We start from the raw sequence: 26608 nt of genomic DNA, 5'->3' as shown, positions 1-26608 counted from the left end.
TGCTTGAAATTTGTTGGCTAACCCCAATACCTTGAATTTAGTAATATTCGATAGTAACTTGCATATAAGTAAACGAATATTAGAATTTAATCAGTAATTGCTTAAACCGATTTTATAAAGAGTGTAAAACACCATGCAGACGCCAAATGTGTTAATTGTTGAAGATGAAGTGGTAACACGTACCACGCTAAAGAGTTTATTCGAAGCAGAAGGGTACAATGTATTTGAAGCTGAAAATGGTGATCAAATGCATGACTTCTTTGAAAATCACGCAATTAATTTGGTTATTATGGATATTAATCTGCCAGGTAAAAATGGCCTAATTTTGGCGCGTGAAGTACGTGACCGTAAAAATGTAGGTCTTATTTTCCTTACTGGCCGTGATAACGATGTTGATCGTATCTTAGGTCTGGAAATTGGCGCAGATGACTATCTAACCAAGCCTTTCAATCCTCGTGAACTGACTATTCGTGCGCGTAACTTACTATCTCGCACCACAAACTCTGCAGAAGACGATGATTTACCAAGCCGTGTAAACTTCAATGGCTGGATTTTGGATGGCGACAGCCGTTCACTTATTTCACCAACAGGTAAAGAGTTCCGTTTACCACGCAGTGAATTCCGTGCACTACACTTATTCCTTAGCAACCCAGGTAAAATTCTTACCCGTGAACAGCTAATTATGGAAATGACAGGCCGTGAACTTCGCCCTAATGACCGTACAGTAGATGTAACTATCCGCCGTATTCGTAAGCACTTCGAATCAGATCCTTCTGATGAAGAATTGATTGTAACCATTCACGGTGAAGGTTACCGCTTCTGTGGCTCTGTCGACGGCTAATTAGCCCAAGTAGAGACACCAACGGTAGTTACCGTTGTAAGTAATAGCCTGATTAAATACCAAAAAGCCGCTCAATAGAGCGGCTTTTTTACGTCCAAAATTTATCATGTAAGTATTGAACGCACTTAAGCTTAGCTAGCGTGCGATGCTCTTATGAGCATGCAGTAAAAGATAAAAAATACCGATAGGCTTTTTTCTCTAACAAATAGGCTTTGTGCGTACTTGGGCTCCACGAGTCATCGCCGCCTACCCCCATGTGGGCATGGTCAATGTACACGTAAGTACTGTCGGCAGTAGTTAAGTCGCAGGTGTGCTTAGCTTCATCAAGCTGCTTTTGCCCGTACGGGCTTACAGCGAAGTGAAAATCACCCGCTACTTTTACAGCGTTAATACTAAGCTCTCGACAATCACTACGAAGCCCATTGTCGGTAGGAAAGATGTAAGGCGTATGCATACTTGCAATACTTTCACTGTAACTACCAAACCTTGCTGCTGCTAATCGGTCTGGATAATTTTCAAATGGCCCTAACCCCTTCCACTGAATGTTAGCTTCAGTCTGACTTGAGTGAGGCACTGCCCACTGCAAACCGATACGCGGCATAGGTGGCAATGTATCGGCTAACTTAACCTGAACATCTAATGCTAATGTACCTGTTGCATCTACGCGGTAACACCAACTTGTAGCAGCGACTAGCGCATTGTTGTAGTGGTAGTTAAACAGTGCCGTAACACGTACATCGTGTGCACATTCAACAATATCGACATCAACACAGCTGCGTTGCCACTGGCCTATTCCAGCGCGGCGCCAGCGCGACTCCCATGCATTTGGATCGGGGTTATCCACTTCACTTACGCCAATATCATTATCTAACGGTGCCCTGAAGAAGTTATCTTCAAGTGGTGCACTAAGCTGCTCTTCGCCATTGGCTAACCAAGAAGTAAGTAACCCAGTGTTAGCATCAAGCACGAAGTGATTACTTGCCGCGTGAATATTCACCTGAGTTTCGGTGCGCTCTACCGTTACTTTTTGTTTAGCTTTGTCTTTATTCTCGCTATTACTAGCGTCACCAGTATGCGTACTGGCTGATGCTAAAGGAGAAAAATCTGCGGCTGTCAGTCCAGAAAAACCTGCAGTATTGGCAATCTCGAACTGCTCTGTATCTAATACATGCCCAGCATTCGCCCAGTCACAATCATTTTTAAGCACCACATCAATATTAAGGTGGTACGTCGCGTCGGGCACAAACTCAATGCTTGGGGTTATCACAAGTGTTTGTGACGACTGGGGGCCAATACTTAATGTTTCAGTGCCGTTGGCAACGCAATCGCCGTTTTTAAGCAATTGCCATTGCAGTGCTTCGTTATCGGTTGAGCGAAATACATAGTCGCTTGCAATGGTTAACTGGTAACTGCCAGCTTGTTCGTTCTGTAAAGATTTAAGCGTGAATGCTAAATGCTGTTGGCAGTATTTAGCTTCAAATAAAGCAGGGTGCGGCGTGCGATCAGGAAACAGCAAACCATTAATACAGAACTGACGGTCGTTATCGGCATCACCAAAGTCGCCTCCGTAGGCCCAATAGGCCTCACCGCTGTCTGTATGCTTCACTAAGCCTTGATCGACCCAATCCCAAATGAAGCCACCTTGCAAACGTGGATAGTCTTTAAATGCCTGCCAGTAGTCCGCAAAGCTTCCTAAACTGTTCCCCATGGCATGAGCGTACTCACACAAAATAACAGGGCGGGTTTCACCAGGTAGTGATAACCATTTTTTAATGGCCCATTTAGGTACGGCATCATCAAGTACATCAGTATCTACTCGGGCATACATAGGCGCGATAATATCGGTAGCGGTAGTATTCGCACCGCCGCCTTCGTATTGCACAGGTCGTGAAGGGTCAAAGGCTTTCGACCAACCGTACATAGCATCTTGGTTAGGCCCATGACCACATTCATTACCTAATGACCAAATAATAATAGACGCGTGGTTTTTGTCCCGCTCTACCATTTGCGTATAACGGGCTAAATAAGCCCCTGCCCACACCGCATCTCTCGATAAACGCCCCATCGGGAACATACCGTGGGTTTCAATATTGGCTTCATCTACTAAGTACAGCCCATATTCATCACACAGTTCGTACCAACGTGGATGATTGGGATAGTGGGCGGTGCGTACTGCATTGAAGTTGTTTTGCTTTAAAAGCTTTATATCTTCAATCATGTCGGCTTTATTTACCGCATGACCTTTGCTTTCATGATGCTCGTGTCTATTTACACCACGAATAAGAATAGGCTTTCCGTTCACGCACAACTGGCCATCAAGCATATCTACCTGACGAAAACCTATGTTGTAGCCTTCGGCAACAACCACATCGCCTGCGTCGTTAAACAAAGTGACAACTAGGCGATACAAATAAGGAGTCTCGGCCGTCCATTTCTTTGGTTCTGTAACCGCTAGCGATTGAAAAATCACATCATCCCACCCGCCTTTCTCATCTATACGGCGGTTGTTGGTGCCTGACACTGCTTGTTCAGTAACGGCGGTTTCACCATCAAACAACTGAATGCCCACGGTATAGCTTACTGGTGCATTAATCGCGGTACGCACCTCTAAGCTGCCATCCCGATAACAAGCATCAAGCTTTGGCGTAGCAAACACATCTTGAATATGATGCTGAGGTTTCGTTACCAATACCACATCGCGGAATATACCGCTTAACCACCACATGTCTTGGTCTTCTAAATAACTTCCGTCAGACCAACGAATTACCATTACCGCTAAGCGATTTTCACCAACCTTTAAAAAAGGCGTTAAATTGAATTCGGCAGGTAAACGGCTATCTTGCGAATACCCTACATATTCGCCATTGCACCAAAGATGAAAGGCACTATTAACCCCTTCAAACACAATATGATTACGCAGCTGTACTGCTTCTTCGCTTACCGTAAACGTTTTGCGGTAGCAGCCTGTGGGGTTATCGCTAGGTACTTCTGGCGGGTTTACCGGAAAAGGATATTTAACATTGCAGTAAATAGGCTTATCAAACCCCTGCATTTGCCAGTTTGAAGGCACGGTAATAGGCTGCCAGTTTGCAGCTTCAGGCAGTGCGTCAGACAATACCTCGCTCAGTAAGTCTTCTGTAACGGCCTCAGGTTGGGGATATAATCTAAAATCCCACTCGCCATTCAAACTTTGTTTTTGCGCATTAGCGTTATGTTTAGCATCTTCTTGAGTTAAAAAACCGTTTAATGGACTATGTCCATTCACGCGATTTCTTTGAAATACGACAGGGTTTTGCCAATCTTTTTGCGCAACAACTTGAGCAACATTTGCCATTACTGGCTCCTTTTACGATAAGGTTTTTTAATAACAGGTGAAATATAGCGGAAACACGCGCAATCCTTTATGCTTGTTTCTCTCTTTAATTTATCCAAAACTCTCATTTTACAATTATGCAACCTATTAACTTAGCTTCTTCTGGCTCCCAAAATGTGCATGCGCAGAGAACCTTTCGCGATATCGTGAATATTGGGCCACACTGCCTTGAACGCTTTATAGACAGTACAAATGCGCCAGAAATTAAAGCGCTAGACATTGAGTTGGCGGGTTGCTCGAATTTATCGGGTACTTATCAAGTAGGCCGAGTTACCCCTCCTAACCACACTATTTTTTATTCATTAAAAGGCAGCGGTAAAATACTCACCCCGTCTGGCGAGTACGCACTACCAGCTTCAAGTGTGATTATTTTGCCAGCGCACCAAAGTTTTGAAGTACAAATTGAATATTTTAATGAAACCAGCGCAACGGCGGATGCAACTGAAGTAACGAAAAGCGAAGCCAGTGAAGTACAAGATAAAATTAACGCTGGGAAAGCGCCGCAAGCTCAAATAGAGCAAAGTTCCGAGCCAGCGCCGCGTGCCGATCAAGCGCCGCGAGCGGATCAAGAGCAGTGGGACATTATTTGGCTTAATTTATCTGATTGCCCTCGATGGCAGCATTTCTTTGATGTAGCACACCCCGTTCAGCACAACATTGAGTTGTCAGGGCTACATCATGCGATGGAGTTATTGTATTTAGAAACCAATAGCCAACATAGGCAAGCGGTGATTCCAATTATTCAACAATATTTGCAGCATATTGCCACCCCGGTGAAAAGCACGCACCAAGTACGATTATCGGCCCTGTTTGCTGCGGTAGAAAAGCAATTGCAGTTCAATTGGGATATAGACGCCTTGGTAGACAAAGTACACTACTCGGCCCCTCACCTACATAGGCTATGCCTTGCGCAGTTTGGTCGAAGTCCCATGCAGCATGTTATTTATCTGCGCATGGTAAGGGCTAAAAATTTACTGATAAGCACGCAATGGCCCATTGCTTATATTGCCAACTACGTGGGCTACAGCAATGTGTTTACGTTTTCAAAGCGGTTTAAAAAATCAGAAGGTATGCCGCCCAGCGAATTTCGCCAGCGGCAGTCTTTACATTAAGCAAGTTCGTTCAAACGCGCTAGGTAAACCGAGTGGGTTTGAACGACTTAAATCGAAACAGAGAAACTAGCTTCCTGCTATTTTCATCTGATTAATAAGAATAGAACCGGTATGCACACTACCGCGCAAATCTTTGTCTTTCCCAATTGCCACAATGCCTGCGAACATATCTTGTAAGCAGCCTGCAATGGTGACTTCATGCACTGGGTATTGAATAACACCATTTTCTACCCAGAACCCAGCGGCACCGCGAGAATAATCGCCGGTCACTGTGTTCACGCCCTGCCCCATAAGCTCGGTAACGTATAAGCCAGTGCCCATTTCTTTTAGCAGGTCGCTGTCGCTATGACCTGTGTCGCCCACTAACCAGTTGTGTATGCCACCTGCGTGACCATTGGTTTGAGTGTTTAGCTTACGAGCCGAATAGGTTGTGTAAAGGTAAGTAGAAAGCTTTCCACCATCAACTATTGTCATGTCTTTACAAGCAACGCCTTCATTGTCGAAGCTAGAACTCGCTAAGCCCGACTTTATAAATGGGCGTTCTTCAATGTTTAGCCACTCAGGAAAAATTTGTTTACCTAAGCTATCTAACAAAAACGATGAACGACGATACAAACTACCACCGCTAATAGCACCCACATAATGCCCAAATAAACTAGACGCTATGTCTTTGTGCAAAAGAATAGGCACCTGAGCCGTATTAATCTTACGAGCTCCTAAACGCTCTACAGTGGCTTTTGCCGCTTCTTGCCCAATAGATACTGCCGATTGTAACAAAGGCGCCTGGCGGTCTACTGTGTACGCGTAATCGCGCTGCATATCACCATCTTGCGAACCAATCACCATACAGCTTAAGCTGTATCGGCTACTTGGATACCCAGCATTAATACCGTGGGTATTACCGTAAACACGCATACCAAGGTTAGCGTTATACGATGCACCGTCTGAATTTGTAATGCGAGGGTCGTAACCTAATGCCGCAGATTCCGCTTCAATCGTGGTGGCAATGGCTTTCTCGGTATCAAGCTCTTGCGGGTGATATAAATCTAAATCGGGGAATTCTGTGGCCATAAGTTCAGCATCGGCAAGACCAGTACAAGGATCTTCACTGGTGTACTTCGCAATATCTACGGCTTTTTCCACGGCCCGGGTAAGGGCTTCTTTGCTTAAATCAGCCGTTGATGCGCTGCCTTTTCGCTTACCTACGTAAACACTAATCCCCAAGCCGCCATCGTTGGTAAACTCTACGTTTTCAACTTCTTGCATACGTGAAGATACCGCAATACCTTCCACTTTTGACATGCTTGCTTCTGCTTGGGTTGCCCCATTTTTTAGGGCTAATTTCAGTACATCATCAACGACATTCTGAATTTCTGATAACTGTTGCTCAATTTGCATAGTAAGTTTCGCTGTCTAAATCCGACTGTGATAGTTACAATTTAGCTAAAGTGTAACACTTATGAGTTTGAAATGAGCGATCAGAAATCTAAATCACGACAACAATCTAAGTTAGAAAGCGCCGAGCCAGAAGAAGAGCTCATTAGTAAAAGCGAACTAAAGCGCCAATCTAAAGACTTACAAAAGCTGGGGCAAACCGTAGTAAACCTTACCCCTGCTCACTACGCCACCATTCCGCTTGATGAAGAATTGAAAGATGCGTTAGATATTGCCCGTGTCATCAATAAGAAAAAAGACGGCTACAGAAGGCAACTTCAGTTCATTGGTAAGCTGCTTAGACAAAGGGATAATTCCCCTATTGAAGTCGCCTTGGCTAAAATAACCCATCAACATCAAGCAAATAACGCTGCGTTTCATGAATTGGAACGTGCTCGCGAAGATGTGATCACCCGTGGTGACGACGCTATTCAGGGGCTTATTGAAGAATATCCTGAACTAGATAGACAAAAATTAAGGCAGTTCCACCGCCAAGTGAAAAAAGAACAAGAAAAGAATGCTCCCCCTAAGGCTTACAGGGAGTTATTCCAATATTTAAAAGACGTTACTCAAAAAGAGTAGCAACATAAGGAGAGGTATATGGGGCGGCTTTTAGCGGCATTTGCTTTCGTTTGGGTATTATCAGGATGTAACGGTACCTCGGGGGCAAACGGCGACGACCCCTTTGGCAGTTCGGATGACGATAGCACCACCTCTCCAGTCGTAGCACTTTCTCTTGAGATAGGCGATGCTAATTGTAATACGGTTAATCAGGCTAGTTTCGATATTGGTGATACTGCCTGCATTACTGCGACCATTACGGAAGATGGTGCCGCGTTAGCCGGAGAAATCGTCAGTTTTACAAGCGGTATAGGCACGCTCTCTGTTAGCGATAAGCTCACTGACAGTAACGGTGAAGCCATTGTGTATTTAGACTCAGACAGCGCTATCGCTGGTGCTAGCACGATAACCGCGACATACGACAGCACATCGTCAGAAGCAAACATTGAGTTTTTGATTGCCGACACCGATACCGTATTTTTACCCACCCTTTCACTCACCTTAAGTGACAGTGCAGGCAATCAAGTCAGTAGAATTACCGCTGATGAAACCGGCACCCTTAGTGCGTCGCTAGTAAATATCGATGACACCCCAATTACAGATGCCATTGTTAGCTTCCAGGTATCTCGCGGCTCGGTAAGCATAGATGATGCGCTAACTACTAGTGACGGCCTTGCCAATAGTCAGTTACTCCCTACCGACGATGACCTAGGTGCTGGCACGGCCACTGTGTCATACGTTTATAATGAGCAAACTTTAACAGCCACGCTCAATTATGAAATTCAGTCTTCTGCGGTAACCGATGAAGTTATTCGAATTGGTACGTTTGATAACGGCGAATTTGTCGCTGGTTTATTGGGAATAGACGGTTACACTACGGACGAAGACGTTGTCATCGCCGCTGGCGCAACCCTTGGTGTTAACGTAGCACTGGTTAATTCTGAAGGCGAAACTTATGCCACCAGCATTCCCGTTACCTTTAGTTCTGTTTGTGTGGCGAACGATAGTGCCGATATTGATGAAACCGTATTTACCGCTAGCGGACAAGCCCGCTCTACATTTCAAGACAACAGCTGCGCGGGAAATACCGGTTTCGACGACGAAATAAGTGCAACGGTTACTATCAATAGCAGTACGTTAAGTGTGTCCCGCTCTATAGAAATTCTGCCTGAAACCGCAGGTAGCATCGCCTTTATCGATGCGTCTCCGTCATCGATTGTAATCAGTGGTACGGGCGGCCAAGATGCAAGCTCAGTATCAAGAGTAACTTTTCAAGTTAATAGTGCGCTGGGTAATCCGCTTGCTCAACAAGAAGTGGCGTTTAGCTTAAACAGTAATATTGGTGGCCTAGCGCTCTCCCCTGACACTGCACTGACTAACTCTGAAGGCCAAGTCAGTACCTTTGTGACTGCCGGTAGCGTACCTACTGCAGTTCGGGTCACTGCTGTTACTGAAATTGATGATACTAGCATTCAGTCTCAGTCTGACTTACTTAGCGTGAACACTGGGTTGCCAGATCAAAACAGTATTAGTTTGTCGCCATCGAGTTTGAACCCTGAAGCGCACACCATTAACGGCAACGAACTGACCATTACCGCTAGCGCGGCTGATGCTTTTAACAATCCAGTGCCAGACGGCACCACGCTAAACTTCACCACCGAAGGCGGGTTAATTGAACCAAGCTGTACCACCCAAAGCGGCAGTTGCAGTGTGACTTGGACAAGTGCCGAGCCAAGAGTCGCCGATCACCGAATTACGGTCATGGTGACAGCGGTAGGCCATGAAACCTTAATAGACGCTAACGGCAATAACCTATACGACGATGCTGATGGCGGCGCAATTACCGGCAGCACGGGTAACGGACTATCCATATTGCTTCCTGATACCACCGGCTTTATCGATTACCCTGAAGCATGGAGAGACGATAACGAAAACGGTAGCTATGACGCCACAGAGCCCTTTTTCGATTACGACAGTTCAGGTGACTTTACCCTGGCCAATGGACTATTTGATGGCCCGCAGTGCGATGCCACAAGCTGCGGAAATAGCGCGCTGCATGTGAGGCGTGCCATGGTGATTATTATGTCATCGTCATCTGCATTACTAACGTTTAACAGCAGTACCGATGCGCTAGCGAACAACACTAATCCGCCTGGGTTAACGCCTGTGTTGAGTATCCCAAGAGGAAGCAATGCGTTGCTATCGTTAGCGTATTCAGATACCGCCAATCAGCCATTAGCGGAAGATACCGAAATTAGCATTACAAGCTCTGAAGGAGGTATTTCAGGTTCTCTTGAAGCCACAGTACCTTCTACCAACGAAGCAGGTAGTAGACAGCTATCTTTTGTACTGACAAACCTATTAGATGAGTCGGAAGCCAGCACCAGTGCGATTGTAAGTGCGCTAGTGACCTCTCCCAGTGGCGTTACTACCAGTCTTGATATGGTAGTCACTTTAGAATAGAAGGCTCTTTCGCAGCTAACATGCTGCACTGAGCGTATATAGACAGTCATAAATATTGCAATAAAAAAGGCGCCAACCGGCGCCTTTTCTCGAATTCTCACACTAGCGTAACGCGTAATTTACGCCGTTCCGCCCACAGTAAGCTCGTCTATTTTCAATGTAGGTTGGCCTACGCCAACAGGCACGCTTTGGCCGTCTTTACCACACACGCCAACGCCGTTGTCTAATGCCACATCGTCGCCAATCATGGAAATCTTCTGCATAACTTCAGGGCCATTTCCAATCAAAGTAGCGCCTTTAACTGGTGCGGTAATTTTACCATTCTCAATGAGGTATGCTTCTGCACTAGAAAATACGAATTTACCTGATGTGATATCAACCTGCCCACCGGCAAAGTTAGGCGCGTAAATACCCTTTTCGATAGAGGCGATAATCTCTTTCGGATCGTACTGTCCTTCTAACATGTAGGTATTGGTCATGCGCGGCATAGGTAAATGCGCATAAGACTCACGGCGACCGTTTCCAGTTGGCGCAACACCCATTAGCTTGGCGTTATGCTTATCTTGCATGTAGCCTTTTAGAATGCCATCTTCAATAAGTACATTGTGCTGTGTTGGTGTACCTTCGTCATCTACCGACAACGAACCACGACGATCAGCCAATGTGCCATCATCTACTACTGTTACACCCTTTGCAGCTACTCGCTGACCAATCTTCCCGCTAAAGGTAGATGCACCTTTACGGTTAAAGTCGCCTTCAAGACCATGACCCACCGCTTCGTGTAACAATACACCAGGCCAGCCATTACCCAATACTACCGGCATAGCACCCGCTGGTGATGCTACCGCTTGCATGTTAACCCGGGCCATATGCAAGGCGTCGTCGGCTAATTGCTCATAATAGGGGCGACCGTCTTTATCTGACTCAAAAAAAGAATACGCGTATCTGCCGCCAGCACCCGCGCTGCCACGCTCACGACGATCACCGTCTTCAAGCAACACAGAACAATTAAGGCGAACCAAGGGGCGAATATCGGTGGCAAATGTACCATCACTGGCAGCCACTAAAATTTCTTCGTATACACCACTAATGCTCACCACAACCTGATTGGCCGATGGCTCTTGCTGCCTAACATACGCGTCCACGGCTTTTAGCAAAGAGATTTTCTCTGCATCTTGCATAGTAAGAATAGGGTTTTTCTCACCGTAGCGCGCTTGATAGTCGCTACGCCCTAACGATGATACTTTTTGCGAACCGCCATCCGGGGCAATACTTCGCGCAGCGTTGCACGCCTTTACTAAGGCATCTTCGCTGATTTCATCTGAATAGGCGAAACCGGTTTTTTCACCGCTGATGGCGCGAACGCCAACACCACGTTCAATGTTATAGCTACCTTCTTTTATAATGCCATCTTCGAGCACCCAACTTTCGTGTTGGCTCGACTGAAAATAAAGATCAGCATAATCGGTATCGTGACGATGGATACCCGAAAGGGCTTTTTCTAGCGACGCTACATCTAGTCCAGAGTCAGACAGTAAATGGCGTTCAACAGATTTAGACAAAGTGACTCCTGAATCGGTTATGTTCGGCAACCGGCATATTTTGTTTAATGGCTTGTCGCGCTTCAATATTAACACTGGTTTGAATGACACCAATGTCTTGAGGTAGCTCGCTCAAGGTTTCACCCCACGGCGAAACCACTAGGCTGTGACCAAAAGTTTCACGGCCATTTTGGTGCTCACCGGTTTGGTTGGCAGCTACCACATAGCATTGTTTCTCAATGGCTCGCGCTTTCACTAACGTGTGCCAGTGCGCTTCACCTGTTCTTTGCGTAAAGGCAGCGGGCAACACTAAAATATCGATATCGCCCATGGCAGTAAACAAGCCTGGAAAGCGCACATCATAACATACCGCTAGCCCAATGTTGCCAATTGGGGTTTTTACCGTAACAACTTCACTGCCTGGGTTTGTAAACTTAGATTCTTTGTAGCTGCCCGTATTGTCATCAACCGACACATCAAAAAGGTGAATTTTACGGTAGTCCGCCAATACTGTGCCGTCTGGACCAAACAATAAACACGCCGCTGAAAACTTTGACGCATCGTTGGTAGCCATAGGAAACGTGCCCGAAACAATGTAGCACTCATGAGCTTTGGCTAGCGCCGATAAGCGTTGCTGTATCAGCCCTTCATCTTTGACTTCGGCGGCATTGAGTAGCTCGCCATCTTTGGTGCCAAAACAAGCAAAGCATTCTGGCAATACCACCAAGCTGTCTTTTGGGACTTGTTCGTTGGCAAGCGCCTGTTCTACATGATTCAAATTGTCTTCTACACTGGGTGTAGATGTCATTTGAACTGCAACTAGATTAACCATCGATAACCTCCATTTTTACTCTGCGTAAATCATCTTCGGTAAGCGGCCGATCTAATGGCGAAGTGCTTTCTGGCGACACATTCGCCGGTAAGCTTATATCTTTACTATGTCGTTCTACTTCTTCGAACTGTGGATTAGTAATGGTACCAGAAACCTTATAATTCACGTTCGATATAACTTTAGCTGATGTTAACACTTGATCTAACGCCAGCGCAGCCAATGCGGTTGGGGGCGTAGCTAAAAAGTACACTAAAAAGGGCAAGTTGCCCGTTACATTAGGGGCAAAGGTTATATTGTAATTGAGGCCACCGGTATTTAAATTGGTATACCCTTTAATTTCAATTTCACCTGCACCGCCGTCTATTTCAGTATCGTCGGTAAAGGCGGTCCCGTCCGCAATTTTTAAGCTTCCACCCATTTTGTCGTAGAAGAACCCAGTGGCAAATACATCTCTAAAATCCAGGCTTAATTTACGTACTAAAGAGTTTAGGCTGAATAACGTGAATATGCGCGATCCTTTATCACTGACCTCAGTGAGATAACCGTCAGTGAGGGCCCAATCTACGTCACCATTTAGTTTGTCTAACGAAAAGTCGAATGGAGCGGAAGGCCAACCCAAATCAAATTTAACATCGGCTTCAGAGTCTTTAATACCTGACGTTATTCCTCGTTGCTTTAACATTTGGCCTACATCTGGGGAAGAAAGCGTGCCGTTTAAACGGGTGGTGATGTCGCCGTTTTCATGCTGCCAGTATCCGGTTGCAGTTACATCAGCACTGGAAGAGCGCGTGAGCAATTGTCTTATTTGCAATCCTTTGTCTGTTTTCGCTACATCAAGGGTGACTTCGCCTAAATCGAGGCCATGAACACTACACACATTGCAATAAAAGTAGATAGGAGGCACATCTAGCGGGTCAACCTCCACGACCTCAGCTTGCTGCTTAGCAATTTCGATTTCTTCTACTGGTGTGTCGTTTAATTCAGTCTCAGTCGCAGGTTTATCCAGTACTAAGTAATCAGCATTAATATCGATACCTTGGTTATTAATGTCGTTATTCACCCTAATGGTTGCTCGCGCTTTTGCCGCATCAACCTGTAGCAGCCAATCTTTGTCTTGTTCCCGAGCAGTTAAAGACACGTTATTCAGTGAGTGCCCCCACCCCGTTAAGGTATCTGCGGTCACAAATATGCGTGATGGCACCCCGAAGATGCTTTGCTTTTGGGCACGGTTTTGCGTCGATAACGTATCGCTATTGGTATCCTTGTTGGCAATGCCACTGGTGTTTGTATTAACGGCTAAGCTTGCACTAGCTTCGTCCATTTTGCTCGGCATAATCAGCGTCTGCAAGGTAGTGAACCATTCAACAATGTCGGCCTGCTCTAGGTTTGCAGCAATGCTAAACCCGGTGCCTCTATCGCCCACATTTGCGTCGCCCAAGGAAAGGAGCGCTCGAGAAAATTGCATCTCTTTATGGGGCAATACGCCGTCGAAATGAATGTTGTCACCTAGACTTGCCTCTATATTGGACGCTTGTAGATTACCCTCACTGTTAATTTGTAGTGGCAGACTAGTGCCTTGCACTGTTGCAAACGGTGCTGGTAACAAGCTTTGAGTTGCCGTTAAATCAGCGTTAATTTGGGCATTGTAGGAAAAGTCGCTATTAGATAAGCTCAAATTAACATCGGCCTGCCAATTGGTTTCACCGTCTAGGTAATCAATAAGGTCGGTTTTCACATACTTCACTAGCGGGTGAACATGCCATAACCCTTTAAGGTTCACATTAACGTCGTAGCTATCGTTCTGACGACCCTGAACTGACATTTCCACAGGCTGGCCTAATAAACTCGCAGTTAACCCGTTAGCGTCAATTTCTGCGTTGTCGAAGGTAAGCGTTCCGCTGGCGTCATCGAACTGCATACGTGTGCTAGTAATATACACATCATTGTTGTTTAACTGGGCTGCGCCTTGAACACGTATATCTTTGCCTTTAAGCGGTATATCTAATGTTAAGCTTGCGGATAATGGCCCTGAAACTTGCACGTCTTTATCGAGCACTTTGCCTAGTGAGCTGGCAATTGAAGACTGCTTCATCAACGAGGTTAATTTTTCCCCTGTTCCAGAACCTTCTGCTTTAATTGTTAACATTGAAGATGGGTGTAAACGTGGAATTTCTGCCGACATAGCCGCCACATCTATACCTGCTAACGTTCCTTTGTCACTTTCCATGACTAAGCCGGCGTTTTCAAAACGTACCGACAAATCGAGTTCATTTAAAGCAGGCCATTTTGATGAAAACACAAAGTCGCTATCTTCAATATCGACATAAGCTTGAAAAATTCCGCTGTTGTCGTTGAACGGATAGTTTTTAGGGTTACCGTGCCACAACACTTGCGCTTTGCTTATACTGCCTTCGCCAGCGAAGGCGCGGGTAAGAAATTTATCGGTATTCACGCCCATTAACGAGGCAGGAAAGAAATTATTTACGGCGTTTAACGCCAGAGGCTCAATATTGGCAAATATGTCTAGGTTGCCCGTGGTTAAATTGGCACGAAATGCGGGCTCTAATACTAATTGTTCGCTGTCGAACACGAGATCTTTGCCCGTCATCACCCATTGCTTCTCGTCACCTACCGCTAGGGTATGAAAATACAGGTTGGCGTTGAAAGCATTGATATCCAAATTTTGCTTAATAATATTGTCAGCAGATAAGGTACTGTTTTCACTTTTTAAGTAAACAGCACCAGAATCTTTATACCAATAAATGTCGGCATCTAATGCGGTAAGACCTGGGGTTTTTCCGGCTTGTTCCCACGACAAATCAAGTATTTTAGCGGTTAATTCCGGTTGGCGATGTCTGAATTGAAGTTCCAACGTGGCAAGTTGCCCTGTAGGATTTAACGCGCGAATTTCCTCTTCGCTGGTGTCATCCATAAACAAGGGTAAAAGCATCAGGAATGGATTTATCTGAACCGGTTTTACAATGCTGACGACGGCGTCACCTGCATTTGTTACTTTACCTACGAAGTCAGCTTCAATGGTTTCGTGGCCAGAGCCTATCACCAACTGATCTACCCTAACGCTCCACCCATCTTGCGTAGGTGCAGCTTCAATGCTGCCACCGCGAATACCTGTGACTAAGGTTGAGTATTCTTCTCCGCCCCATTCCAATAAACTTTCTTCAAACTGGGCTTGAACACCCGTAATGCCATTACTTTGTACATCGGCCCATATTTCGAAATTGGCTCGGCTTTCAGTTAAGGGACGTTTGGTCTTAATTAAGTCGCTCACCCAAGGTGAAATATCTAAATCTTCAGCGCGGGCATAAAACACACCTTCAAAGGCATCTTTGTTGCCAGTCACATCAATAATGAAAGAAGCAGAATTCGACGATACATGGGCCACCTTCATTTGCCCTAAGCCTTGGTGACGTTTACCGCTGTTGTTCCACGTTAACTGGTCGATGATGAAAGATTGAGTCTCGCCACTTTTAGAGAGGAGCACTTCCCCTTCTTCAAGAGAGAAGCTTTGAAGTTGTTCTAGAAATAAGCTTTTTAATGCATCAACAACAGGAAAGTTGTTATCGCCTGCACGCTCGAACCTATCGGCATCAACATCGAGCTTAAGGCCGCGAAGTTCAAAACGTGTAGATGAGATCATTTGTCGTCTAAGAGACTGCCAAAAATCTAATTCAACATAGACTTGACGAATATTGAGCCCGACAGGAGACGCATCATTTTGCGCCATGGAGACCGAATTTAAGACAATACTCGGCCCAGAGCGTTGCCATATTGCATGCACGCTGTTAATAGTAAGATTTACGCCATAGCGCTGGCTGATATAGTCTTCCAGCAGATGCTTGTTGTGTTCAATATGCGGCAGCGCATAGCGAGCGGCGCTGATTAACAGCGCGAATAGAACAAGCAGGATGGCAAGCAGCAACCATATTTTTTTAACTAAATAGGCTGCTACCGACGTTAAATTTGTCACACTTCGCCTTCGTATAGTTAATGCATTACATCATGACGACGTCGTACTTATCCTGGTTGTACAAGGTTTCGGTTTGTACTTTAATTTGCTTCGATACAAACACTTCCAGCTCTGCAAGCATATGCGATTCTTCGCCCATCAATGCTTCAACCACTTTAGGGGAAGCATAAACAACAAATTTATCGGCATCGTATGCGCGGTTTACACGAACGATTTCACGCATAATTTCAAAGCAGATGGTTTCAACGGTTTTCACCGTACCTCGGCCCTTACATACGGGGCATTCGCCACACAGTATGTGCTCAATACTTTCACGAGTGCGCTTGCGGGTCATTTCTATGAGCCCTAGCGACGTAAACCCGTGAATATTAATCTTGGCCCTGTCCTTACTTGTCGCCACTTCTAGACTATGTAAGACACGTCTTTTGTGGTCTGGTTCAATCATATCGATAAAGTCGATTAAGATCATACCGCCTAAATTACGTAACCGAAGCTGCCTAGCAATGGCTTGTGTTGCCTCGGTGTTGGTATTAAAGATAGTTTCTTCTAGGTTACGGTGCCCAACAAATGCGCCGGTATTAATATCAATGGTGGTCATGGCTTCGGTTTGATCGATGATCAAATAGCCGCCTGATTTCAAATCGACCCTACGTTCAAGCGCTCGCTGGGTTTCATTTTCAACATCGTGCAAGTCGAATATGGGCCTGTCGCCCGTGTAATATTCCAACTTGCCGTTCATTTCAGGCACGTATTCTTTAGTAAACTGGAACAGCTCCTGAAAAGACAACTTAGAGTCTATTCGAATTCTGTCTAACTCGGTGCCGACAAAATCGCGAAGCACACGGCGCGCCAGCGGTAAATCTTCATACAGCACATTAGACTTACGCTTTTTCATCCGCGATTGAATTTTGTCCCACAGTCGGCGTAAAAAGGCGGCATCTTGCTGTAATTCAGCTTTGCCTACCCCTTCAGCGGCAGTTCGTAAAATAAAACCACCGTTTTCATCGCAGAATTCCTGCACCAGCGTTTTTAAACGCTCCCGCTCGGCTTCTTCTTCAATACGCTGAGAGACGCCAACATGAGTAACACTTGGCATAAACACCAAATAGCGACTTGGAATAGTAATATCGGTAGTAAGGCGAGCACCTTTGGTGCCAATCGGATCTTTCACTACTTGCACAACAATATCTTGGCCATCTCGAACAAGCTCACGAATGTCTTGTTTTTGAATATGACTGGCAGATACTTCCTCTGCTATTTCATTGTGAATAACAATATCTGAGGCATGCAGAAAAGCGGCTTTTTCAAGGCCAATATCCACAAAAGCGGCTTGCATACCAGGGAGTACCCGACTCACTTTACCACGATAGATATTACCCACTAAGCCACGCTTGGTATGACGCTCTACGTGAATTTCCTGCAATATCCCATTTTCAATGAGAACAACACGAGACTCTGACGGTGTAACATTGATTAGTAGCTCTGCACTCACTACACGACTCCAAATTCTCTAAGTAACTGCCTTGTTTCATACAAAGGCAATCCAACCACTGCGCTAGCACTGCCATTTATTGCTTTTACAAATTGACCGCCAATACCTTGAATGGCGTAACTGCCTGCTTTGTCGGCAGGTTCACCTGTGTCCCAGTATGCGTCAATTTCATCGTTCGTCAATGCGGCAAAAGTTACCTTGGTGGTAATAGTTTGTGTTACTTGCTTAGTGGTAGACGCCACACTAATGGCCGTCAGTACTTCATGCTCGTTGTTCGATAACATTGAAAGAATACGTCTAGCGTCTTCTTTATCTTCTGGCTTACCTAAACTAACCCCGTTAAAGGCAATAAGCGTATCAGACGCTAATACACGCGTATTTTCATTAAGTACATCTTCATCGTGTAGCCGTGCGAGTGCTGTTTGTGCTTTTTGCTCAGCGAGTCGAGCTACCTGGGCTTCAGGCGTTTCATTAGCAAGGGCTGATTCATCAATATCCACTGGCTTTACTGAATGGGCAATGCCCATCTGATCTAACAGCATGGTACGACGAGGGGAAGCAGAGGCTAAAACCACTGAGTAATTCACGATAAGAGCCTCACACTTTAACTAATGGAAAACTGACGACGGGTTTTACGAAGTAGCCAAAATACCCAAGGCCATAACAGCATAGAGGTAAGCACAGGCCACAAGTAATCCAGTTGGAAATAGATATCAGTAAGTAAGTGCTGCACCCAGAATGTTAGCAAGTGGTACAGCGAAGAAAGCAATCCTATAACAATAGCTTGTTGCCATACCGAGTAGTTTCGAAGCCGCTGGTAGTTCGCGGCTAAAATATAGATTGAAATGCTTAAGCTTAAACTGTGGATGCCCAAGGTAGTGCCGACTAGTATGTCTACCGCCACACCAGTTAAGAAGGCCACGCCCACATTCACTCGATGAGGAAGCGCCATGCTCCAGTACGCAAGCACAATCAAAACCCAATCAGGACGGTATAAATCAACCTGAATAGGCAATGGCACAATTTGAAGGACTAGCGCAATCAAAAGCGTAGTGACGATAACCGAATGACGCTTACGAATCACCTTCAGCCTCCTCATTACTTACTGTGTTGCTTTCATCTTCATTATCCGCATCACTTTCACTATCCACATCACTGTCGATAGGTTTGCCTTCATCAGACCACAAGAGTAACAAATACTTTAACCGGTCTAATTTAGCCATAGGCGTTACGGTTACAATAGAAAACGGGCGACTTTCATCCCGACGCACTTCTTTTACCGTACCCACCGGATAACCTTCTGGAAAAATCTTACCTAAACCGGAAGAAATCATTACATCTCCCGATTTAATATCAACGCTATGAGGAACATGCTCTAAATACAATTCGTTTAACCCACCGCTACCTGTGGCAATAAAGCGAATATCATTACGCTGGGAGCGAACAGGGATGGCATGGGTAACATCGGCAAGCAATAACACGCGGCTATTGGTGGTGCCAACTTCCATCACCTGCCCCACTATGCCTTTTTCATCAATAATGGGCTGAGATAAATAAACGCCATCAATGGCGCCCTTGTTGATGACCACCTGCTGGCTATAAGGGTTTTTATCCACCGCCATCAGCTCGGCCACCATCTTACGTAAGTCGTTACGTACAGGTGCATCCAGCAAATGTCTTAATTGTTTATTTTCTTGAGACAAGGCATCAAACCGCTGGAGCTTCTCGCTCATGAGCAACAGTTGATTCGTTAGCTTGTCGTTTTCTTCGAGAAGATCTTCATGTGAGGTCAAGCGCTGGGCACTTTCGCTTAGCATTAGCCGAGGTAAATTGGCTAAATATTGAAGGGGGCTCATGAATGAATTTAAATAGACCCGAGTCGATTTAAACCCTTCCACTTTGTGATCCACAAAAATAAGTAACGCTGACAAAACAATTGCCAGCGCTAATCTATTATTCAGTGAGGGACCGCGAGTAAAAATAGTATCCATAATACAAAGAAGGCAACCTTAAGGTTGCCTTTCCTGTTTACTCATAGCTAAACAGGTCGCCACCGTGTAGGTCAATCATATCGAATGCCTTACCACCGCCACGCGCTACACAAGTTAGCGGATCATCAGCAATAACTACTGGAATGCCCGTTTCTTCCATTAACAAACGATCTAAATCTTTCAGTAATGCGCCACCGCCGGTAAGTACCATGCCGCGTTCTGAAATATCAGACGCGAGTTCTGGTGGAGATTGCTCGAGGGCAACCATAACCGCAGAAACAATACCAGTAAGCGGCTCTTGCAAGGCTTCTAAGATTTCATTGGAGTTCAATGTGAAGCCACGCGGTACACCTTCAGCAAGGTTACGACCACGCACTTCAATTTCACGAACTTCTTCACCTGGGTAAGCTGCACCAATTTCATGCTTGATGCGCTCGGCCGTCGCTTCACCAATAAGTGAGCCAAAGTTACGGCGTACATAGTTAATGATAGCTTCGTCGAACTTATCACCACCGATACGTACCGATGAAGAGTACACTACACCGTTTAGTGAAATGATAGCCACTTCGGTTGTACCACCACCAATATCGACCACCATTGAGCCGGTTGCTTCTGATACAGGTAAACCTGCACCAATAGCGGCGGCCATAGGTTCATCAATCAAATACACTTCACGTGCACCTGCACCTAGCGCAGACTCTTTAATGGCGCGGCGCTCTACTTGGGTTGAGCCACATGGAACGCAAACTAAAACACGAGGGCTAGGGCGAAGGAAATTGTTGTCATGCACTTGTTTGATAAAGTGCTGAAGCATTTTCTCTGTTACATAAAAGTCGGCAATAACACCGTCTTTCATCGGGCGGATAGCGCGAATGTTACCAGGCGTTCTACCTAGCATTCGTTTCGCTTCTGCACCTACAGCGGCAACGCTTTTAGGTCCAGCAGCACGCTCTTGGCGAATAGCCACTACAGAGGGTTCGTTGAGTACAATACCTTGGTCTTTAACGTAAATCAGCGTATTAGCTGTTCCGAGGTCGATGGACAGATCATTAGAGAACATGCCTCGAAGCTTTTTAAACATGAAAAGTGTATTCCTGTTTCTGTGTTATCGCGTGTTAGCAAGGGTGAGATGACAGCGCTTTAACGTGAAGTCGATGTTTATCCGCACACTTTAACAATGGGGGCATATTTGGGCAAGCAGAGAACCATTTTTTAAACAATTAGGTGGCGATTAAGTGGAAACCCACTGCGCCTTCTACTCACTTCCTACCAACTTCTTGTTAAGTGGCTATTTTTAAACCAGTGAGAGTAGACAAGCATTTGAACCGGAAGTTTCACGTTAATAAAATATTTATTGTTCAATCATCATTGAATCGGTCTGTGTATGCGCTGAAATTAACTCGCTAGCGGTACATTGGGCGGTAGAGGCAAAACGATAGAAATAATAGTTTACGCCTGCAATAGTCGTAGTGCTTGTTTGACAACTGGCTTGGTAAGCACACCCTTCAAGGCCTCTTACTTGGCCAAACGAAGCGGGGCTATTAATGGTGCCGTTACAAGATAATGGGGTGGCACCTGCAGGGTTTGCAGTGGCCTTTATATGCTCCATGCCCGCTTGTGTTGCAAGCTGAGCGCGAAAACCTAGGTTATCCGCAGCGACTTTGTTGCCCGTAGAAGAGAGTGACGAGGCTAGGGTTAACCCTAACAGAGCCAGCACTATCATAATAAACAACGCCATGACCAACATACTTCCTCGCTGATGTTTTAGCGAGGCAATAAAGAACGAACCGCCTAACGTTGCCGTACTAGGAGGTGTTTTCTCGACTCTAGTTCTATCAATCCTTGAAAGCGCTTTATGTGCTTTATGTGCTTTATGTACTAGATATTGTTGGGATAAAGTTTCACGGCTCATTTTCAATTGCCACCTCAGTCGTCAGACTTAATACTTCGTCGCCTTTTTGGGCTCGTAGGCGCAACATCACCATATTATTAACCCCACCGTTCACACTAAGAACCTGAAAAGGGTCGTCGTTTGAGGTACCGCTAGCAGGTGAGGCAGATAAAACATTAATGAAGTCCACCCCAAGCCTCGGGCTACTTACCAAAGCCAAAGGCTGCGATGTGGTAAACCCAGACTCAATCCGGTGAAGTACCGAATTTCTTAAGCAAAAGCTCACCGCTTTTGAGGCAATATAAGCACGGTAAGCTAGTGAGGCTTCTGCAAAGGCATCACTTACCGTGATCTTGAGGGTATCGTCAGTGCTGTCTCTCGTCGCACAATCGCCATCGCCGTCATCGGTACAACTTACTATAGGTTGTCGGTAATCATTAGCGGCGTTATAGACATCTAATACACTACGTGGAGCAACAATCACAGATGCACTAGTGTTAAAGGGCTGAGTATTATCAAGGGCATCCGCAGGAAATAAGATATCGATAGTATTTTCGGTGGCTGGCTGAACGGAAATATCACTGTAACCTGTTACCACATCAGCGGGAACGAATTGTAGGCAATGTTGAGACGATGATCCCCTTACTCTCACACTGGCAGGCACGGCGTTTTGTAGTTCACGAGCCATACGATTTATGGCAAAAGACGTTTGGGCAACAAGCTGCTCTCTTTCACTAACACCAACAAATACAGACATGCTACTGGTAACCACTTTTGCGATCCCTGTGGCTATCACCCCCATAACCACCAGCACGATGACAAGCTCTACTAGCGTAAAGCCTCGAGCTTTGTTCATTGGTGTGCTATTTGCCATCAGTAATTCCACCGATAACCGCTAAAGACTATGGTTTCATCGTTAGGGGTAAGTACAGACACGCGAACCAATTTGGTGTTGCCCGTATAGCTACCCACGCCAGCATCATCAATACCGTCAAGGTTATCATCATAAAACACCACTACGTTGAGCTGGTAACCTTGATATAAATTTTGCCCACTTTGCGTGATGGTTTGACCCGCACTGTTTCTAATAACGCTGTAGCCGTGGTAATCATCCACATCATCAAAGGTAGAACGATTTTCTCCACTATCAGGCCCCAAGTTTGCGCTAGTCGTACAGCTAATAGTGTCGCTACATCGTTCACCGGCGTTATGCCCACTGCTATTTTCGTCAAATGCCTTACTCAGTATTTCTCGTTGTAATCCTTGGGCTAAAATATTAGCGCGGGCTTGCGTTACAGGCGCCACGCTTTGTTGCGCTTGCGCGCCAAGTAAATCGGTAACAATAAGCATCACAATACTGGTCACCACTAACCCAATCACGATTTCAAGTAGTGTAAACCCTCGCTCAGCACGCATAAATAAGACCCTGACCTTCAATACAGACACCAACTGTTGATGCTCCCACAAAGGTCACTCTGCAAATATCTGATGCACAACTGCCGGTGGCGGTTATTGGCCGACCAAGGTAATCGAAGTCAATGTAAGAAGGCGAAGCAACACCTTCTGAAAAGGTGATAGATACCCCTTTGCCACCAATTTCATCACCCCGCGCCGCTAAAAATGTGGGCGCGTTGGCGGCAATATTTGCGCCACAGCTGGCTGATTGATTTGCACTACCGTAGTTAACAACAGTAGGGCCGTAAGCACCGTCACCAGACGAGCTTACAATAGTGCGATAACAATAGCCTACGCGGTTATCTTGCATGGCTTTGCTCTGAATATTTCGTAAGGTAGAGAGAAAACGTATTTGAAGGGAGTATTCTGTGTAGCCGGTATCATCTTGTATTCGCGCAGAAGCGACCACGCCTATAATACCAATAACGACGATGACAATAATAAGCTCAAGGAGCGTAAAGCCAGCGCCTCGGGCCTGACGCTGGCCAGGAACGAAATGCCTGGCCATGTGCTAGATAATATTTAACAAGCAGTCGAAGTCAATGTGATAGTAGGAGAGCCACCCGCTGCCGCATTTCTGTACTCGACATAGCAGTTAGCACCTTCAAAACCGTCGGGGTAAATGCGAGCCCATGTACCGTTAGCACTCACATACCAATCTGTAGTGCCTTGGTCTGCGGTGGTGTTTACTGCACGAATATCTAGGTTCATATACGAATCTAGCTGCACAGTGGTTGTGTTATTGTTGTCATCGAAGTATGTGCTGTACGGGTAGCCATAACGAACGTTGATATCGGTGCCATTCACGTTGATGGTCGTGTTTGACGATGCAGTCGCGCCAGCAATAATTGCTTTTGCATGAATAGCTTCCGAAGCACTAATCAGTGCGCCTTCCACCCCTTCTAACGTGGCAATGCGAGCATCAGTTTGGAAACCTACAAACCGAGGCGCAGCGGTAACCGCTAAAATACCAAGAATAACGATAACTATGACTAGCTCAATAAGGGTAAAACCGCGTTGCTGCATAAAAATGTCCTTTTGTTTCAATTACGTTTATTATTGCAAAAAAGACGTGATTGAATATAAAACTTTAGTTTAAAAATCACTACTTTACGTATAAAACTCAATACATAGTTATGAGTTTGAATCATTACTAAAAACGATAACTTGGCCTATCCGTGGGTCGTATAGAAACCCATCGCCTTGCGCATCATTGGTAGGGCTACTGTTCAGATTTTTTATAGATTGGCTAAGGTAATAATAGCAAAGGTCATTACCACTTGCGCCGCCGCCACTACTATTTGTAGCAAAGTATCGGTAACCGTCAAATGGTGATTCTGAAAAACTCGATGTAATAGAGGGTGCGCTTTGCATTATCAGGCTAAAGATACTTTCGCAATCTAATGCGGTAATCGCAGTGTCTTGACTGTTACCGTCACCGTTTAGCAGGCCTGTCGGATAGCCGGTATCCTGATCAACCGCGACATTAATGCCATCAAGTGTTACAAAGGTCTGATTGGTGGACGCATTCTCTTCTGGCCGACCTTCTATTTCCCATTGTGCCCGCACAAGCCCAACACCTGTGGCGAAACCACCGGCAACGCCCTCAACCGTGGCATCTTCAGCTTGTTCAGTAATATCAAGAAAGCGTGGAATGGCCACTGCCGCTAATAGCCCAAGTAATACGACTACAATCACAAGCTCTATTAGCGTAAAACCTAATTGTTTTCCCGCTATTTGATGTCGTTGCTTTTTCATTTGGACCACCCCAGTTTTCTCATTATTAAAATTCAGTCTGTTTGTTATTGTTCGTCTTCTGGAACCACATCACCACGAAATACAAAGTAGTCAAAGTAATCCCCCGCGCTTAAGGAAAATCGGCAACGTGCATTCACGGCCTCATCGTCGACTAACTCTCCACGAAAATATTCACCGCGCACATTAAAACCATTCACTACCATAGGTACGGTTAGCAATGCGTTCCAAAGGGTTTTACACCCTTGTACAGAAGGCGAGACTTCTGGCCATCCCTCATGACTCATTAGCACGGGCGTACGTCCAACTTCATTACCTTGCCTATCATAGTGCGTAAGCAGAATACGAACCGGCCGCCCTTCTGATTGCCACTTCCAATGAGCCGTTACTGCAGATTCTTCCAACTTGAGCGCTAGTTGCCTAAGCATCTGTGCTTCAAAATTAGCTTCGCTGGTATTCAGTCGCACGATAAAAACAGCCATTAGTGAAGCAAACAACGTGATCACAATAATGTTGATAAATATGGATCTGTTATTATTTTTTGCGGCTTCGCTTTTCGTCACCATGTTACTACCCTTGCTGCTATTACTTTTCAGCTGCCATATATTGTTCTTAACGAACTGTTATAACACATCTTTAAGCTAGGAAGTTATACGCCTTTTATTGCGTTCATCATGTCCCACATGGGGGTAAAAATACCCAGCGCGAGCACCAGTACCATGGCTGCCACCACGACAATTAAAAAAGGCTCTATCTTTGCTGTTAAATTTTTAAGATCGTAGTCAACTTCACGCTCATAGAACTCCGACGCCTCAACCAGTAATTCATCTACGCGACCGGTTTCCTCACCAACACGAATCATCTGCATCACCAAAGGTGTAAATAGTCCACTTGCTGCACTGACTCGTGCTAGCCCCTCACCTTTTTCAATTCGCTCGCGCATCGCAATAATTTTTTGCCCCATGTACACATTTCCCACCGCTTCTGAGGTTAAGTTTAGTGCACTGGTTAAGGGAACGCCCGCGCGCAACATCATTGAAAAACTTCGACAATAGCGGCTTAGCAAAGAACGATTGAAAATACTGCCCACTATAGGTAATGAAAGCTTACGTCTATCCCAATTTAAACGCCCAATTTTCGTGTTTAATGAACGCCTAATTATGTAGGCAATGAATATCCCGCCAGCAATTAACAAGTACCAGTAGTTCAGCAAGAAATCTGATGTGCCAATGAGCGCTCGGGTCATTAAAGGCAACTCGGCATTAAACTTAGAAAACATGTCGGCGAATTTGGGGATAACAAAGATATTGAGCACTACAAACGCGCCCGCTAAGGCGATAAGCACAAAAATGGGGTAGCGCGTGGCCGCTTTAATTTGTTTGCGAGTTTCTTGTTCGCGCTCTAAATATACCGCTAGTTGAGCGAAGGCATCTTCTAACTGACCGGTGTTTTCGCCAACATGAATAATACTCACAAACAACTGGTTAAAAATTTTAGGGTGCTGGTTTAAACCAGAAGATAAGGTGCGCCCCCGCTCTAAACTAACGATAGCGTCTTCAAGGGCAAGTTTAAGGCGAATAGAATTACAGGATTCAGCTAAGCCGGACACCGCTTTCAGTAAGGGAATACCCGCTTTGGTTAGCGAGAACATTTGGCGACAAAAAATAACTAAATCGTCCAAAGTGACTTCTGGGACAAACCAGCCTTGCCAACCAGACACGACACTTTCTTTTTTATCACTCATGGGGGCAATAGCAATTGGCGTTACACTACGAGCGCGCAACATTGCCGCTGCACTTCCTGCATCGTTCGCGTCTAACTCGCCTTCTGTCAGGGCGCCATTTCTTTCTCGCCCTTTGTAGCTAAACCGTGCCATCTA

The 26608-nt window shown here is 45.5% G+C and carries 22 protein-coding genes; 4 read left to right on the top strand and 18 right to left on the bottom strand.

Annotated features, from left to right (window positions below; genetic code table 11):
• Positions 1–133: 133 nt before the first annotated feature.
• Complete coding sequence (arcA, locus tag ALT761_RS01450; RefSeq protein WP_013785842.1) at positions 134–841, top strand: two-component system response regulator ArcA; 708 nt, start codon at positions 134–136, stop codon at positions 839–841.
• A 151-nt stretch (positions 842–992) separates the two neighbouring features.
• On the opposite strand, the gene ALT761_RS01445 is transcribed toward arcA, so the two are convergent.
• A complete protein-coding gene (locus ALT761_RS01445; protein WP_129735839.1) occupies positions 993–4175 on the bottom strand; it encodes a beta-galactosidase in 3183 nt (1060 codons plus the stop codon).
• Positions 4176–4291: 116 nt separating this feature from the next.
• On the opposite strand from ALT761_RS01445, the gene ALT761_RS01440 reads away from it, so the two are divergent.
• Entirely contained in the window at positions 4292–5326 is a 1035-nt protein-coding gene (locus ALT761_RS01440; RefSeq protein ID WP_129735837.1) for a helix-turn-helix transcriptional regulator, read from the top strand.
• A gap of 66 nt (positions 5327–5392) precedes the next feature.
• Here the strand turns inward: ALT761_RS01440 and pmbA are convergent, their stop codons facing one another.
• On the bottom strand, positions 5393–6724 hold the full coding sequence (gene pmbA, locus ALT761_RS01435; protein ID WP_129735835.1) for a metalloprotease PmbA: 1332 nt from the start codon (positions 6722–6724) through the stop codon (positions 5393–5395).
• A 72-nt stretch (positions 6725–6796) separates the two neighbouring features.
• Between pmbA and yjgA the strand changes: the two genes are divergently transcribed.
• Together yjgA and ALT761_RS01425 are read left to right on the top strand one after the other, a co-directional pair.
• On the top strand, positions 6797–7342 hold the full coding sequence (yjgA, locus tag ALT761_RS01430) for a ribosome biogenesis factor YjgA (RefSeq protein WP_013785846.1): 546 nt from the start codon (positions 6797–6799) through the stop codon (positions 7340–7342).
• Between the two features lie 18 nt (positions 7343–7360).
• The gene (locus tag ALT761_RS01425) at positions 7361–9784 is read left to right on the top strand and encodes an Ig-like domain-containing protein (protein ID WP_129735833.1); all 2424 of its coding nucleotides are present in this window, start codon (positions 7361–7363) and stop codon (positions 9782–9784) included.
• A gap of 119 nt (positions 9785–9903) precedes the next feature.
• On the opposite strand, the gene tldD is transcribed toward ALT761_RS01425, so the two are convergent.
• The 16 genes from tldD to ALT761_RS01345 form a co-directional block, all read right to left on the bottom strand.
• The gene (gene tldD, locus ALT761_RS01420) at positions 9904–11346 is read right to left on the bottom strand and encodes a metalloprotease TldD (protein WP_129735832.1); all 1443 of its coding nucleotides are present in this window, start codon (positions 11344–11346) and stop codon (positions 9904–9906) included.
• Entirely contained in the window at positions 11339–12157 is an 819-nt protein-coding gene (locus tag ALT761_RS01415) for a carbon-nitrogen hydrolase family protein (RefSeq protein ID WP_129735830.1), read from the bottom strand. Before ALT761_RS01415 ends, tldD begins: the two co-directional genes overlap by 8 nt.
• Positions 12150–16145: a YhdP family protein gene (locus tag ALT761_RS01410; protein ID WP_129735828.1), complete on the bottom strand. Its 3996-nt coding sequence runs from the start codon at positions 16143–16145 to the stop codon at positions 12150–12152. The genes ALT761_RS01415 and ALT761_RS01410 overlap by 8 nt, the downstream gene beginning before the upstream one ends.
• Before the next feature lie 25 nt (positions 16146–16170).
• Entirely contained in the window at positions 16171–17637 is a 1467-nt protein-coding gene (gene rng, locus ALT761_RS01405; RefSeq protein ID WP_013785851.1) for a ribonuclease G, read from the bottom strand.
• Positions 17637–18224, bottom strand: a complete 588-nt coding sequence (locus ALT761_RS01400; RefSeq protein ID WP_129735827.1) for a Maf family protein — start codon at positions 18222–18224, stop codon at positions 17637–17639. Before ALT761_RS01400 ends, rng begins: the two co-directional genes overlap by 1 nt.
• 17 nt (positions 18225–18241) lie before the next feature.
• A complete protein-coding gene (gene mreD, locus ALT761_RS01395) occupies positions 18242–18718 on the bottom strand; it encodes a rod shape-determining protein MreD (RefSeq protein WP_041453083.1) in 477 nt (158 codons plus the stop codon).
• Entirely contained in the window at positions 18711–19628 is a 918-nt protein-coding gene (gene mreC / locus ALT761_RS01390) for a rod shape-determining protein MreC (RefSeq protein ID WP_129735825.1), read from the bottom strand. Before mreC ends, mreD begins: the two co-directional genes overlap by 8 nt.
• A gap of 37 nt (positions 19629–19665) precedes the next feature.
• Positions 19666–20709 (bottom strand): rod shape-determining protein, encoded by a 1044-nt coding sequence (locus ALT761_RS01385; RefSeq protein ID WP_013785855.1) that lies wholly within the window; start codon positions 20707–20709, stop codon positions 19666–19668.
• A 270-nt stretch (positions 20710–20979) separates the two neighbouring features.
• The gene (locus ALT761_RS01380; protein WP_129735824.1) at positions 20980–21540 is read right to left on the bottom strand and encodes a pilus assembly PilX family protein; all 561 of its coding nucleotides are present in this window, start codon (positions 21538–21540) and stop codon (positions 20980–20982) included.
• A complete protein-coding gene (locus tag ALT761_RS01375) occupies positions 21530–22393 on the bottom strand; it encodes a prepilin-type N-terminal cleavage/methylation domain-containing protein (RefSeq protein WP_129735822.1) in 864 nt (287 codons plus the stop codon). Before ALT761_RS01375 ends, ALT761_RS01380 begins: the two co-directional genes overlap by 11 nt.
• On the bottom strand, positions 22393–22935 hold the full coding sequence (locus tag ALT761_RS01370; RefSeq protein ID WP_129735820.1) for a prepilin-type N-terminal cleavage/methylation domain-containing protein: 543 nt from the start codon (positions 22933–22935) through the stop codon (positions 22393–22395). The genes ALT761_RS01375 and ALT761_RS01370 overlap by 1 nt, the downstream gene beginning before the upstream one ends.
• Positions 22925–23482, bottom strand: coding sequence for a prepilin-type N-terminal cleavage/methylation domain-containing protein (locus ALT761_RS01365; protein WP_129735818.1), 558 nt, complete (start codon positions 23480–23482; stop codon positions 22925–22927). Before ALT761_RS01365 ends, ALT761_RS01370 begins: the two co-directional genes overlap by 11 nt.
• Before the next feature lie 14 nt (positions 23483–23496).
• Positions 23497–24000, bottom strand: a complete 504-nt coding sequence (locus ALT761_RS20850; protein ID WP_013785860.1) for a type II secretion system protein — start codon at positions 23998–24000, stop codon at positions 23497–23499.
• Between the two features lie 108 nt (positions 24001–24108).
• Complete coding sequence (locus ALT761_RS01355) at positions 24109–24732, bottom strand: prepilin-type N-terminal cleavage/methylation domain-containing protein (RefSeq protein ID WP_013785861.1); 624 nt, start codon at positions 24730–24732, stop codon at positions 24109–24111.
• 44 nt (positions 24733–24776) lie between these two features.
• Positions 24777–25295, bottom strand: coding sequence for a hypothetical protein (locus tag ALT761_RS01350; RefSeq protein ID WP_129735817.1), 519 nt, complete (start codon positions 25293–25295; stop codon positions 24777–24779).
• An 83-nt stretch (positions 25296–25378) separates the two neighbouring features.
• Positions 25379–26605 carry a type II secretion system F family protein gene (locus ALT761_RS01345; protein ID WP_129735815.1) on the bottom strand — a complete coding sequence of 409 codons (1227 nt, stop codon included), beginning with the start codon at positions 26603–26605 and terminating at the stop codon, positions 25379–25381.
• Positions 26606–26608 lie beyond the last annotated feature (3 nt).

The sequence above is a fragment of the Alteromonas sp. 76-1 genome, assembly GCF_900654235.1.
Lineage (GTDB): Bacteria > Pseudomonadota > Gammaproteobacteria > Enterobacterales > Alteromonadaceae > Alteromonas > Alteromonas naphthalenivorans.
Note: the sequence above shows the minus strand (reverse complement) of the source record. Positions and strands in the feature narration are given on the sequence as shown.